The following is a 14,247-nucleotide window of genomic DNA, read 5'->3' on the forward strand; positions in this document are numbered from 1 at the left end:
GAGCAATAATAGCCAACCAATGCTGACTATTATTGCTGTCCTATTAAGCTTGCTGCTTTTTGATAAACAAGTACTTACGAACGATTGGCAAGATCAATAATAATCCTGACATGATCCAAAGTCCTATACTAATGTTACTGCTCCATAAGACATTAAGTTCCCCTTGAGAAATTGAAAGTGCACGGCGCAGATTCGATTCCATTAATTCGCCAAGTACAAAACCTAAGATTAATGGAGCTAAGGGAAAATCAAATTTTCTGAGAATATATCCAAACACACCCAAACCCATACATAACAGCAAGTCAAAGATATTGCTATGAATAGCATACACACCAACAAAACTTACACTTGCAATGATCGGGATCAGAATGTAATTAGGAATACTCAGCATACGGGCAAAGAAGCCTACCAATGGCAAGTTCAATACCAATAGAATGATATTACCCACCATAAGCGATGCAATCAGTGACCACACCAATACAGGTTGCTGAACAAATAACTGTGGTCCTGGTGCGATGTTGTACATAAGCAAGGCGCCCATCATGACCGCAGTCGTTCCCGAGCCCGGCACACCTAGTGTCAACATAGGTACAAATGAACCACAAGCGGCTGCGTTATTCGCACTTTCTGGTGCAGCAAGCCCACGTAAGTCACCTTTACCAAACTTGCTACTATCTTTTGCCATTTTTCGTTCAGTGGTATAGGCCATCGCACTTGCAACGGTTGCACCTGCTCCTGGAAGAATACCCAAGAAGAAACCAATCACTGAACTGCGGATAATAGCAACCAACGAGAAAAAGAACTCTTTAAGATTAAAAAGAGAACGCTTTCCTTGTTTTAAGGCAACTTGACCAATTGTCGTACGTTCGAGCATTAATAGGATTTCGCTTACACTAAATAGGCCAATAACCAAAGTAGTAAAAGCAATACCGTCACTTAAACCCACACTGTTAAAGGTAAAGCGATATACACCTGTAATTGCATCCATTCCCACAGTTGAAAGTGCTAGGCCCATGAGTGCCATAATTAAGGTTTTAAAAGGCTGCGTACTGACCAGACCAGTTAAACAAACAATTGCAAAGACCATCAAAGCAAAATATTCAGCAGGTCCAAACGCAATTGCCCATTTCGCCAATATAGGAGCAAACAACACAATCCCAATAAAGGCGACAGTACTCCCAACAAAGGAACTGACCGATGACAGAGACAATGCAATTCCTGCCTTACCTTGCTGTGCCAATGGATAACCATCTAACGTGGTCATAATGGCTCCAGCATCTCCGGGTACGTTTAACAGAATCGCTGAAATACGTCCGCCATATTCACAGCCCAAATAAACTGCTGCCAATAAAATCAAGGCACTATCTACAGGTAAACCCAAGGCATAAGCAAACGGCAATAAAATTGCCACTCCATTAATTGGACCTAAACCCGGTAATAAGCCAACAATCGTTCCAATAAATGCGCCAATCAAAGCAATTAAAAGATTCTGTGGTTGTAAAGCAACCTCAAACCCCATCATTAAAAAACTTAATACATCCATATCGGGTCATCCTTAACCAAAAAATCCAAGTGGTAATGGCACATCCAAGAAACGGTCAAACATATAGTAGGTACTCATGCTCAGTACCAAACCTGTCACCAAAACCGGTATGGTTTTGCCATGGAAAAGTTTGCCCACTGCAATGGTCATCAACAGGGTTGCAACAATAAAACCTAGCCATTCAAAAACTAATGCATATAACGTTAAAGCCACCGCACATAACGCTAACTTAACGACTAGATGTTTTGTCCATCCCAATTCCACGGGCTCAAACATAATGGCTGGTCGAATAGTGAGATACGCTGCACTCGCTGTAATTAAGCCCATTAATAAAATAGGAAAAGCTTTAGGGCCCACTGGATCGTAGGAAATTGGGGCTTCAAAATTGCTCGCATAAATCAACAAAAATAACCCACAAACCGTAATAATGGCGGTAAGAATCCGTTCAGATTTCATCATCTATCCTCAGAAAAAAACTGAGCTGAAAAATAGCTTCTCAACCCAGCCGATTTGTTATTGTGATAATTTATATTCTTGCGATAACTGCCGCATTTCCGCGGTCTGTTTATAAACATAAGCAGTGAGTTCTTCACCTGTCAGCTGGAATGGGAGTAGATCCTGATTTTCACGGACTGCATCAAATTTCTGGTTAGCCATCATTTTATCGAAGGCATTTTTCCACCAACCATAAGCTTCATCACTGACCTTTGGCCCCATATAGAAACCACGGATCACCGGCCACTCAATGTCATAGCCTTGCTCTTTTGCAGTAGGTAATTTTGAGAACTTTCCGTCTAAACGCTTGTTAGCAAAAACTGCCAATACCCGAATATCACCAGACTCTAGGTATGAACTGACTTCACTAATATTGCCGACCCCAACTTGAATATGCTGCCCCAGTAATGAAGTCAGCACTTCCCCACCGCCTTCAAGTGCAACAAATCTTAAATCGGCAGGACTAATACCTGCTTTTTTTGCCAACATTGCTGTTTGCATCCAGTCTTGACCACCCACACTTCCGGCACCACCAAAGCTAAGTGCTTTTGGGTTTTCTCGGAGTGCTTTCATCAAGTCATCAAGGTTTTTCAATGGTGAGTCTTTATGTACCGAAACCAGACCATAATCGACGGCGACGCCAGACAACCATTTCACATCTTTTTCAGTGAAGTGTCCGAATTTTCCTTGTGCTAAGTTCAAGAGTGAACCAGTGGAAAATGCAACCACGGCATTATTATTCGCAGGATCACTGTTTACGATCTTATTATAGGCTACGGCACCTACCCCACCCGGCATATAGGTTACGCGTATTGGATCTTTGAGCTGGTCTGTTTGTTTAAAGCCAGATTGAATCAGTTTACAGGTCATATCAAACCCGCCACCCGGCTTAGCTGGGGCTATACATTCCGGACGTTTTGGCTGACCCGCCTCTTTAGAAGCATTTCCTGAACCACACCCAGCCATTGTCACACTGACGCATGTTAATGCGAGTAAAGTTAAATTTTTCATGTTACATACATCCTTATAACGTTTGCTCTATTCATATTTTGATTTTTACCAATCTCCATAATCGACCTCCTTGGCACGATCATGCTTATCGGTTTTTAGTTTTGGTCTTATGTTTGAAATGCGCTTTTCACAGCGAACTTCTGTAATGCAGCGTTACGATAAAAATTACGAATCAATCGACTGAAAGAAATAGCTAAGGAGAGGGAAAGTTAGGACAATCACCAGATCTGTAATGAGAATTAAAACCTTTGCAAAAATATCCTGAAATGCTACGGTTAAATAATACTGATGAATAACAATAAGATAGTAAAAAATAATCCATTGTGTTGTCTTTTGCATATCCATGCTATGGGTAACGTTTAATGTTCAAATCAATAACGCTGTTTACCCAATCTTCCCTTCTGATCAAATGAGCGAAATACTCATATATTTTTCCAATAGTTATTGAATCAGTTACTCTTCTTCATAATTTGAAAATCCATCATATTTTTTAATGCATCATGCATTTAATGCTCTCCTTTTCTCATTTGAAAAGATTAAAGCACAGATCAAGAAAACATCGTGATACCAATAAATTAAAGGGGGCATTAGTAAAATTAAATAGGTTAAAACTCTAAGAAAAGAGAATGGGAGAGACTGAAAATTTAAGGGTAAATTTATCGTAATAATAATTAAAAGTTAGAGGAGAAATTTTAATATTAAAGTTGAAAAAGATCGTTTTTATTGTTTTTAGAATATCAAATTAAAGATCTTTTTTATGGATTGCTGTTAATATTAAAGCACATGATAGATTTCCCAATCCTTCATATCTGTACAAATTAAATCAAGGATGATGAGCGAACACATTTATTATGGAAATCAAACAAATAAAGTATTTTTTGACTGTGGTTGAAGCAGGTAGTATTGGTAAAGCTGCCCAAAAACTCGATGTGGGTGCTTCTGCTATTAGCCAGCAAATTAGTAAATTAGAACAAGAGCTAAGCATTCGCCTATTACAGCGTAATGCCTTTGGTGTAACCCCTACTCCAGCAGGTCTCGCCTTTTTAAAACATTCTCAACTTATTTTACGTCAAGTGAACTTCGCGGTAGATGCTGCTCATTCTGCACGACTGTCTGGACATGTCAGCCTTGGCTTTCCACCGACCATTACTGCTTTGATTGGCATCCCTTTAATGAAACTAATGTCTGAACGTTACCCAGATATTCGTTTAGAGATTGTGGAAACGCTATCGGGGAATCTAATTCAATCCATTAACTCGCGTCAGCTCGATATCGCCATTATTTTTACCAATGAAATTGATAAACAGTGGTCAATTCAACCCTTGGTACGCGAGCAAATGTATTTAATGGCACGAAAGGAAGTTCTAGAAGAATATGGTCTTGCCGATTGCATCAAAAGTGGTGTGATTCAGTCTCAACAAATTGGAGACCTTCCTTTAGTATTACCACGTCAGCGCCATAGCTTAAGAAAGTTGCTTGAGCACAAGATTGGTCAGCTTAATGTCGTCTATGAAATTGATGGCCTACACTTACTCATGGACAGTCTAATTCACCTCGACCTTGCCAGTGTCCGCCCAGGTAGCGCTTGTCTGCAAGAGTACAAACATAAGCTTCAATTACTCAAGTTAGTAGACCCTGAAGTTGAACGAATCAATTACTTGGTAAGCCTTGCCGAAGAAGAATTGTCACCTGCTGCACTTGCTGCAAAGTCAGCCATTAAGGCTTGCGTGAAAGATTTGATTCAAAACCAAATTTGGCCATGTTCGGAAATTATTTTATAAAGAGTCATTAATTTTATTAAATACCTAATTAATTTTGCCCTCTCACTCCCTCCTGCTTTTTGAGATTACATTTTCGTCCGAATGATAAGTGGTTTTCCGCTTATCGAAATATAGATGTGTAGTTTGAACTGGAAACAAGGCATCACATTTTCTGCAAAGGACCTCGCTAAATCTCATCTCTAACCCATTTGCTCTTTAGATTTATTGATTGAATCAATTTAGGTCCAGCCTCGAAAATCGTGAATGTTTCCATTTTGTCAGGCCAAGGAGGTCTCCAATGGATGTCGTGAATAACCGTAGGGCTACTTTTAAAAAAATATTAAATGTAACGAGTGGCAACTTTTTAGAGCAGTACGACTTTTTTCTTTTTGGTTTCTATGCCACTTATATCGCGGCAAAATTTTTCCACTCTGAAAATGAATATGTCTCTTTAATGATGACATTTACCGTATTTGCTGCGGGTTTTCTTATGCGTCCTCTCGGCGCTATTTTCTTGGGCGCTTATGTCGACAGAGTTGGTCGACGTAAGGGTCTTATTGTTACTTTAAGTCTTATGGCCATCGGAACCATCTTAATTACCTTTGTACCAGGTTATGAAACCATAGGTATTATTGCGCCGATTTTGGTGGTGATTGGACGTCTATTACAAGGCTTCTCGGCAGGTGTTGAATCTGGCGGTGTGTCGATTTATCTCGCAGAGATTGCAACGGATAAAAACCGCGGTTTTATCACAAGCTGGCAGTCTGGCAGCCAACAAGTTGCTGTTGTGTTTGCCGCATTACTTGGCTACTGGCTCAACACCATCTTAACTACGGCTCAAGTGGGTGAATGGGGCTGGCGTATTCCGTTCTTAATCGGTTGTTTGATTATTCCTTTAATCTTCTTGTTCCGTCGTACGTTAGAGGAAACTGAAGACTTTAAAGCGCAAAAGACTCATCCTTCAACAAAAGAAATTTTTAGCACACTGGCAACCAACTGGCGCATCGTCCTTGCAGGCATGATGATGAGTGCAATGACGACGACCACTTTCTACTTTATTACGGTTTACACCACAGTGTATGCAAAACGTACTTTAGAAATGTCAGTAACAGATAGCCTTTTAGCAACAGTGTTTGTTGGTTTGTCTAATTTCTTCTGGTTACCAATGGGTGGTTTGCTTTCAGACAAAATTGGCCGCCGTCCAGTACTAGTCGGTATTACCACTCTTGCTCTCTTTACAAGTTATCCAGTTTTAAATTGGTTAGTGAGCAACATTAGCTTCTCAAACCTCCTAATTACGCTTGCTTACTTCTCGTTCTTCTTTGGTATGTACAACGGAACCATGGTCGCAACCCTTGCCGAAGTAATGCCGAAACGTGTGCGTACAGTTGGTTTCTCTTTAGCGTTCAGCCTTGCAGCCGCTATTTTTGGTGGTATGACACCAATGGCTTGTACCTTCCTTGTCGAAAACACAGGCAACCCAAGTACCCCTGCTTTCTGGCTCATGCTTGCTGCGGTCTGTAGCCTCATCTCAAGCTTGTATCTATGCCGCGGTTCTAAACAGAAAAATACTGACGCGATTGCTGAACCTGCAAAAATTAGCGCTTAAAACAACTACTACTTAACCTGAAATTTTAATGAACAGTACGGCAGATTTTAAATCTCCGTACTGTGTTCTCCTGTCATTAAAGCGAGATACTATGAAAAAGTCCCCTATCTTCATGACCATTTGCCTAGCTAGTGCTGGCTTAGGCTCAACTCTTGCTAACGCAGATACTATAGAAGTAATTAGCTCAGGTGGTTTTTATTCATCTATGGAAAAACTCATTCCATTATTTGAAAAACAAACAGGCCATACCGTGCATCTCTCGTCTGGTTCATCAATGGGTGCATCACCGACTGCAATTCCAAATCGACTCGATCGTGGTGAACGTTTTGATGTGGTGGTCTTGGCTGCTCCTGAACTCAACAAACTCGCAGAAAAGGGTTATGTAGACCCAAATTCACAAAGTGCATTAGTGAATTCAAGCATTGGCATGGCTGTGCCTAAAGGTGCACCAAAGCCAGATATTAGTACTGCAGAAAAATTTGAAAAAGTTTTATTAAATGCCAAGCACATCGGCTATTCAGCAAGTGCGAGCGGTACGCATCTTGAAAAAGATGTTTTCCCAAGCTTCCCGCCTGTCGAGTACAAAGTAATTTCGAGTAAGGCAGAAAAAGTAGTGGGTGACCGCGTTGCAAAACGTATCGCCGAAGGCCAGTTTGATATTGGTTTCCAGCAAATTAGTGAAATCAAACCTTTTACAGGCAAATATGGTCAAGTTGAATTAGTCGGCCCAATCCCTGCACCGTATCAAAAAGTGACGGTATTTGCGGCAGGCATTGGTAAAAACTCGGAACATGCAAAAGTCGCAAAAGAGTTAATTAAATTTGTGAAATCGCCACAAGCAACACAAATTATTGAAGAACAGGGTCTTGAGCAGGTTAAAGAATAAAAGCTCTAAAAGGCAACATCTTGAGGTGATGTTGCCTTTACTCTATTGCCAGTTTACTCAAAGCAATAGAGTAAAAACTATAGCGACAAACCAGTGTAGAATTAATCCATAAGGGTTAATGTAGTATTTGCCGTGGAACTGAAACAATTAAAGTATTTTATTGCAGTGATCGAGTCAGGAAGCTTGGGTAAAGCTGCAAAAAATCTCGATATTGGAACTTCTGCATTAAGCCAGCAAATCTCAAAATTAGAAAGCGAGCTTTCTATTCGCCTTTTACAACGTACCGCTTTGGGTACGGTTCCCACCCCTGCGGGCTTAGCTTTTTTTCAACAAGTGCAACTGGCACTTAGACACCTAGACCATGCCGTAGACTCTGCGCATTCTTCACGTTTAAGTGGCCACGTCACCGTCGGTTTTTCGCCGAGTGTTGCAGCAGTTATTGGCACACACTTTTTAAAACTCATGAGAAACCGTTACCCCGACATTAAAGTCCGTCTAATTGAAGGGTTATCGGGTGACTTAAAAGCTTTAGTTAATGCAAGGCAACTCGATGTTGCCATCATCTTTAGTGACGATGTCGACCCACAGTGGGCCATACAACCTTTAGTCAAAGAACAGATGTTTTTAATCTCACCTAAAGAAGTGCTGAGTCAGTACGGGCTTGAAAACTGTATAGACACTCAGACCATTAATCATTCACAGCTTAAAGAACTTCCCCTGATTTTACCAAGTCAACGACATGGACTGCGTTTATTGCTCGAACAGAAAATTCACCAACTTAAAGTGGCATATGAAATTGATGGACTGCATTTGTTAATGGAAAGCATTAACCAACTTGAAATGGCAACCATCCAACCTGCGGGTGCATCGTTAAACTCGCGGCAAGACCTATGTTTACTGCGTGTTGTAGAACCTGCCATTGAACGCATTAACTATTTAATTAGTCTTTCTGAAGAAGAACTCTCACCTGCTACTTTAGCCACCAAAGTAGTGATTCGCGCCTGTATAAGCAACTTGATTAATGAAAAGCGCTGGCCCGGTGCGGAACTCATAAATACTTAAGCGCTTAGTGTTTATTTTTACTAAACACCCATTCAAGCTTAGCCTCTCACTTCACCTTTCCTTTTAAAGCTACATTAGCCCTAGCTGAGAAAGGGAGAAATCCATGCATGATGTGATTGTAATTGGTGGTGGGAATGCCGCACTGTGTGCCGCGCTCACGGCAAAAGAAAGCGGCGCTTCTGTGCTTGTCATAGAGGCAGCACCTAAAGAATGGCGTGGTGGTAACTCACAACACACTCGTAACCTTCGCTGCATGCATGATGCTCCTCAAGACGTATTGGTCGATGCCTACCCCGAAGAAGAATATTGGCAAGACCTACTTAAAGTGACTGCAGGCAAAACCAATGAGCACTTAGCCCGTCTGGTCATTCGTAGCACTGCAACCTGCCGCGACTGGATGCGTAAACATGGTGTGAATTTTCAGCCGCCGTTATCGGGTGCTTTACATGTTGCACGTACCAATGCTTTTTTTATGGGTGGTGGTAAAGCCCTCATAAATGCGTATTACCGTAGTGCCCAAGAACTTGGTATCGAAATTTTATACAGCACAAAAATTAAAGATCTAAAGTTAAATCAAGGACATTTTGAAGCTGCAATTGCTGAAGATGGCCGTGTGTTTAAAGCAAAAAGCTGTGTATTGGCCGCAGGTGGTTTTGAGTCAAATCTTGAATGGTTAAGAGAAGCATGGGGACAAAATGAAAACGGCGAATGGCCTGCCGATAATTTCATTATTCGTGGTACCCGCTTTAATCAAGGCAACTTGCTTAAATTTATGATAGATCAAGGCGCCGATATTATTGGTGATCCATCACAATCGCACTGTGTCGCCGTAGATGCACGCGCACCCTTATATGACGGTGGTATTTGTACTCGTATTGACTGCGTTTCCTTGGGAATTGTGGTCAATAACAAAGCTGAACGTTTTTATGATGAAGGCGAAGACTTTTGGCCAAAACGTTATGCGATTTGGGGCCGTCTTGTTGCCAAACAGCCACAGCAAATTGCTTATTCAATTATTGATTCAAAAGCCATTGGTCGTTTTATGCCACCTGTATTTGCTGGCGTAAAAGCAAATAGCATTCAAGAGTTAGCCGAAAAAATCGGGCTAGATGCCAAAACCTTATGCCATACCGTAGAAGAATTTAATCAAGCCTGTGTGCAAGGCACCTTTAACCATACTGTTTTAGATGACTGCACCACCGAAAATATTGTTCCCAACAAAACTCATTGGGCCGTTCCTCTCGACCAGCCACCCTTCTATGCCTATGCCCTTAAACCCGGCATTACCTTTACCTATTTAGGTTTAAAAGTCGAAGATGATGCTGCTGTACGTTTTAACAATAAGCCAAGCCGCAACCTGTTTGTCGCAGGTGAAATGATGGCAGGTAACGTACTTGGTCAGGGTTATACCGCAGGCGTTGGTATGTCGATCGGAACGACATTTGGGCGAATTGCCGGAAAAAATGCCGCCCGCTATGCACTTTCACAAGGAGTTGAACATGAATGCTAATAGCAAAGCCCTAATTCCAGTTGTTCAGCTCTCTGACCATGAGCAAGAAGTCCAAAGAGCCCTACAGATTTGTAATGCTTGTCGCTACTGTGAGTCATTTTGCGCAGTTTTTGCGGCCATGACCAAACGTCTTGAGTTTAACCAAGCCGATATTCATTACTTAGCAAACCTGTGCCATAACTGTGGTGCGTGTTTACACGCTTGCCAATATGCCCCACCGCATGAGTTTGGCGTAAACATTCCTAAAGCGATGGCGCAAGTACGTTTAGAAACTTACCAAGAATTTGCGACCCCTCAGCCTTTAGGTCGACTTTATAAGTCTGTTGGGATTCCTTTTGTCTCGGTGCTAACACTTATTTTCTTTTTTTGCATGTTAGCTGTGGTGTGGTACAAAGGTACCGACTTGTTTGCAGGCTATCAAGGTAATTTCTATGCGATTTTCCCGCATAACTTTTTAGCTCTATTATTTGGAGCGACCTTTACAGTTGCAATTGTTCTGCTCGGCATTGGAATTAGCAAATTCTGGCGACAAACTTCTAAAGTCATTCATGGCAAAGTTGAGAAACCCGACCTTGTTCAAGCTACCCAAAATGTACTAACACTTAAATATTTAGATGGCGGTCATGGCAAAGGCTGTAATGAACAAGATGATCGTTACACACAAATCCGCCGTGTGTTCCATCACCTGACGTTTTATGGCTTTATGCTCTGCTTCGCAGCTACGGGTGTAGCGACTTTATATCATTATTTTCTTGACCTACATGCACCTTATCCCTACCTAAGCTTACCTGTGATTTTAGGAACTCTGGGTGGAATTGGCTTAGTGATTGGACCATCCGGCTTGCTCTATTTAAATCTTAAACGCCATCCGTTGCATGGTGACCGTGAGCAAAAACCTGTAGATCGAGGCTTTATCTTCCTTCTACTTATCGTTAGCGCTTCAGGGTTAGCACTCATGGCATTTCGCAATACCCCTTACATGGCACTTTTACTGATTTTCCATTTAGCCACAGTCATGACCTTCTTTATTACCATGCCATTTGGAAAGTTCGCACACGGTTTTTACCGCAGTGCCTCTTTACTCAAATTTGCCATCGAAGAACGTATTTCGAAGAAGTCATAATTTCATTCAAAAGTATTCACTATCTTGGTGTAGTGAATACTTTTCTTATTTTTCAGCTCAAAACACTTCATAGCTTCCCTACTTTTTACTATTTAAAATTCCCAAGCCATATATCGGCCACTTGGTACTCGCTTTAATATTATTAATCAGCATCGCCACTAAAACTAAAGACACTGCACCGACCAAAACAGGGAAAATTAAGAAATTCCACTCGTAATGTATGCTGCTTGCGGTGAGCAAAATAACCAAAGGATTAGCTCCAGCAGGTGGATGAACGCATTTAAAAACCTGCATGAGTGCAATTGCACAGCCCACTGAAAAAGCAATTGTAAAAATGGAAACACCGACAAATTTTAGAAAAAACAAACCCACAAAAGCCGAGATAAGATGCCCAAATATAATATTTCTGGGCTGTGCCAAAGGTGACTGCGACACGGTATAGAGCAATACACAGGTCGCACCAAACGGCGCCATGATAAAGATATTGTGTGTGAACTTACTCAACCACAGAAGTATAAAAATACTGAGCGTACCCCCAACAAGGCTTCTTAAGACATCAACTTTAGTGGGCGACGGAGCCAGTTTTTCTTTGCCATAAAAGATCGAGAACATGGTTTTATTCCTTAAACAGACATTGCTTTTTAAAAAGCATATAGATAAAATTTCAAATAGTACAGATCTGTACTATTTTATTTTTTGGAAAAGACACATGTCAAAATCTGCCTTAAAAATATTAGATACAGCCGAGAAGTTATTTAATGAAAATAGTTTTGTCGGGGTTGGCGTTGACCTGATTCGCGATGAATCTGGCTGCTCTAAAACCACCATGTACACGTACTATAAAAATAAAAATCAACTGGTTAAGTCTGTGCTCGTTGCACGTGATGAGCGATTCAAGCAAAGCCTTTTGGGCTATGTGGGAGATGCAACAGGGTTAGAGGCCATCAATAAAATTCTGGATTGGCACACTAACTGGTTTAGACAAGATTTTTTTAAGGGCTGTTTATTTGTAAGAGCTGTCGCTGAATCTAACCAAGATGATCAAGACATTATTTCTATTTCTAAAGCCCATAAACAATGGATTAAAGTATTGATTGCACAAAACTGCAGTATACCCAATGGTGAAGCTTTATCTGAGCTGATCTATACGGTGATTGAAGGGCTAATTAGCCGCTTTTTAGTCGATGGTTTCGATGAAACACTTGCGACAAACATGAAAAACTCTATTAATCAATTATTTAATATTCATAAACATTAGCATGAGAACTTAAAATGGAAGTGGACCATATTTTTATTTGTGTACAATCAGGCGCTCCCGAAGCTGAAACTTTAAAAAAATTCGGTCTAACAGAAGGTTCATCCAATAAGCATCCCGGTCAAGGTACCGAAAACAGACGATTTTTCTTTAAAAATAGCTTTATCGAATTAATCTTTTTAAATAATCCAGAAGAAGCCTCAAGCGATCTCACCAAACCAACTCTGCTTTTTGAACGGCTCAGTGCCCAAGATAATATCGCATCCCCTTTTGGAATTTGCTTTAGACCTAAAAATAAAGATGATAACGGCGCAAAATTTCCTAATTGGGTTTACAAGCCAAGCTATTTACCAGCCAGCTTAGAAGTAAATGTTGCCAAAGACTCTATTGTATCTGAGCCAATGTGGTTCTTCCTTTCATTTGCTTCACGACCAGACCTTGCTGCAAAAGAGAAACAACAACCTCTTGTGCATAGCAAAGATTTATCAGAGATCACCGCGATTAAGGTTTCTATTCCAAACCTTAATCAGCATCCTACTTCATTACTGTTCAATACAGTTGATAATTTTGAAGTGACTGATGGATCGGAACACTTAATGGAAATTAGTTTTGATCATGAACTTCAAGGAATGATTCATGATTTCAGACCAGAACTGCCGCTTATTTTTAAATATTAAAGCTCTTATTTTTTAATAAAAAAACTGTGATTTATGGCAAATCACAGTTTCCATTTAAATTGAATCACATTAAAAACCACAATAGCTTAAGCAATTTTCCCATCAATAATGCCTTTCTCTTTTAACGTAGCCAGCTCCTCTGCTGTTTTAAATCTCGATAAGATTTGAGCAGTATGTTCACCAAGTTCTGGCGGCGCATGATGATATTCAACTGGAGTATCAGACAGTTTGATGGGTGAGCCAATGGTTTGGAAGTTTTCATTTAAACGATGAGGAATATTCACCACCAAGTTGCGATGTACGATTTGTGGTTCAGCCAAAGTATCTTCAATAGAGTTGATAACACCTACGGGTACTTTAAAAGCATGAATCATCTCAACCCATTCTTTAGCAGTTTTTTGCAAAAAGTGCTCGGACAATAAAGGAATCAGTTCATTTCGATATTTGACACGATCTTGATTACGGACAAACTTTTCATTTTCGAGTAACTCTGGATAACCAATCGCAATACACAAATCTTTAAACTGCTTGTCGTTACCGCAAGCAATAATAAATTCTTTATCTTTAGCCTTAAAAGTTTGATACGGCACAATACTCGGGTGTTGATTACCCATGCGCTGTGGGGCTTTACCTGAGGCTAAATAGTTCATTCCCTGATTTGCCAGTGCCGCGACCTGTACATCAAGTAAGGACATATCAATATACTGACCGCGCCCCGTGTGCGAGCGTGCAATCAATGCTGCCTGAATGGCAATGGTGGAATATAGACCAGTTTGAATATCTACAACAGCCACTCCAACCTTTTGCGCACCACCACCTGCCACATCATCAGGCTCACCGGTAATGCTCATTAAGCCAGACATACCCTGAATAATAAAATCATAACCAGGTTCTTCTGCACGTGGACCATCTTGCCCAAAACCAGTAATCGAGCAATAAATAATATTTGGGTTTAACTCATTTAAGGAAGCATAATCCAAACCATATTTAGCCAAAGATCCTGTCTTATAATTTTCAATTACCACGTCGGCAGTCTTGGCAATTTCATAAATTAAGGCCTGACCTTCGAGGGTGGTAATGTCTACAGCAACCGAATATTTATTGCGGTTCGTACACTGAAAGTAGCCAGATTCACGGGTCATGCTTCCGTCTTGATCGGGCATCCATGGTGGGCCCCACATACGGGTGTCATCACCGACTCGAGGACGTTCAATTTTAATCACTTCCGCGCCAAGGTCTGCCAAGATTTGCCCACACCAAGGCCCAGCAAGCACACGACTTAAATCTAAAACTCGAATTCCTTGTAATGCACCCAT

Annotated in this window: 12 protein-coding genes and 1 pseudogene; 8 read left to right on the forward strand and 5 right to left on the reverse strand. The window is 40.9% G+C overall.

Annotation, left to right across the window (positions count from 1 at the left end):
* Positions 1–43 precede the first annotated feature (43 nt).
* From ACXM0J_RS14695 to ACXM0J_RS14705, 3 genes and pseudogenes are all read right to left on the reverse strand, one after another.
* Positions 44–1,543: a tripartite tricarboxylate transporter permease gene (locus ACXM0J_RS14695; RefSeq protein ID WP_086266000.1), complete on the reverse strand. Its 1,500-nt coding sequence runs from the start codon at positions 1,541–1,543 to the stop codon at positions 44–46.
* 12 nt (positions 1,544–1,555) lie between these two features.
* Positions 1,556–2,002 carry a tripartite tricarboxylate transporter TctB family protein gene (locus tag ACXM0J_RS14700; RefSeq protein WP_005803309.1) on the reverse strand — a complete coding sequence of 149 codons (447 nt, stop codon included), beginning with the start codon at positions 2,000–2,002 and terminating at the stop codon, positions 1,556–1,558.
* A 54-nt stretch (positions 2,003–2,056) separates the two neighbouring features.
* Positions 2,057–3,108 (reverse strand): annotated as a pseudogene (locus ACXM0J_RS14705) (Bug family tripartite tricarboxylate transporter substrate binding protein).
* A gap of 792 nt (positions 3,109–3,900) precedes the next feature.
* Between ACXM0J_RS14705 and ACXM0J_RS14710 the strand changes: the two are divergent.
* The 6 genes from ACXM0J_RS14710 to tcuB all read left to right on the forward strand — a co-directional run bounded on the left by ACXM0J_RS14710 (position 3,901) and on the right by tcuB (position 10,999).
* Positions 3,901–4,830 (forward strand): LysR family transcriptional regulator, encoded by a 930-nt coding sequence (locus ACXM0J_RS14710; protein WP_005071169.1) that lies wholly within the window; start codon positions 3,901–3,903, stop codon positions 4,828–4,830.
* A 277-nt stretch (positions 4,831–5,107) separates the two neighbouring features.
* Positions 5,108–6,418 carry an MFS transporter gene (tcuC, locus tag ACXM0J_RS14715; protein WP_086266002.1) on the forward strand — a complete coding sequence of 437 codons (1,311 nt, stop codon included), beginning with the start codon at positions 5,108–5,110 and terminating at the stop codon, positions 6,416–6,418.
* 91 nt (positions 6,419–6,509) lie between these two features.
* Positions 6,510–7,304, forward strand: coding sequence for a substrate-binding domain-containing protein (locus tag ACXM0J_RS14720; protein ID WP_213034460.1), 795 nt, complete (start codon positions 6,510–6,512; stop codon positions 7,302–7,304).
* Between the two features lie 132 nt (positions 7,305–7,436).
* On the forward strand, positions 7,437–8,366 hold the full coding sequence (locus ACXM0J_RS14725) for a LysR family transcriptional regulator (RefSeq protein ID WP_086266004.1): 930 nt from the start codon (positions 7,437–7,439) through the stop codon (positions 8,364–8,366).
* Between the two features lie 103 nt (positions 8,367–8,469).
* On the forward strand, positions 8,470–9,876 hold the full coding sequence (tcuA, locus tag ACXM0J_RS14730) for an FAD-dependent tricarballylate dehydrogenase TcuA (protein WP_086266005.1): 1,407 nt from the start codon (positions 8,470–8,472) through the stop codon (positions 9,874–9,876).
* Entirely contained in the window at positions 9,866–10,999 is a 1,134-nt protein-coding gene (gene tcuB / locus ACXM0J_RS14735) for a tricarballylate utilization 4Fe-4S protein TcuB (RefSeq protein WP_086266006.1), read from the forward strand. The genes tcuA and tcuB overlap by 11 nt, the downstream gene beginning before the upstream one ends.
* A 78-nt stretch (positions 11,000–11,077) precedes the next feature.
* On the opposite strand, the gene ACXM0J_RS14740 is transcribed toward tcuB, so the two are convergent.
* Complete coding sequence (locus tag ACXM0J_RS14740; RefSeq protein WP_139841485.1) at positions 11,078–11,611, reverse strand: HPP family protein; 534 nt, start codon at positions 11,609–11,611, stop codon at positions 11,078–11,080.
* A gap of 97 nt (positions 11,612–11,708) precedes the next feature.
* Here ACXM0J_RS14740 and ACXM0J_RS14745 point away from each other — a divergent pair, with 97 nt between their 5' ends.
* On the forward strand, positions 11,709–12,257 hold the full coding sequence (locus ACXM0J_RS14745) for a TetR/AcrR family transcriptional regulator (protein WP_086266015.1): 549 nt from the start codon (positions 11,709–11,711) through the stop codon (positions 12,255–12,257).
* 14 nt (positions 12,258–12,271) lie between these two features.
* Positions 12,272–12,931 (forward strand): VOC family protein, encoded by a 660-nt coding sequence (locus ACXM0J_RS14750; RefSeq protein WP_086266007.1) that lies wholly within the window; start codon positions 12,272–12,274, stop codon positions 12,929–12,931.
* An 86-nt stretch (positions 12,932–13,017) separates the two neighbouring features.
* On the opposite strand, the gene ACXM0J_RS14755 is transcribed toward ACXM0J_RS14750, so the two are convergent.
* Positions 13,018–14,247 carry a CaiB/BaiF CoA transferase family protein gene (locus tag ACXM0J_RS14755; RefSeq protein WP_086266008.1) on the reverse strand — a complete coding sequence of 410 codons (1,230 nt, stop codon included), beginning with the start codon at positions 14,245–14,247 and terminating at the stop codon, positions 13,018–13,020.

This window comes from Acinetobacter sp. GRABPA_MV_2 (assembly GCF_056725885.1).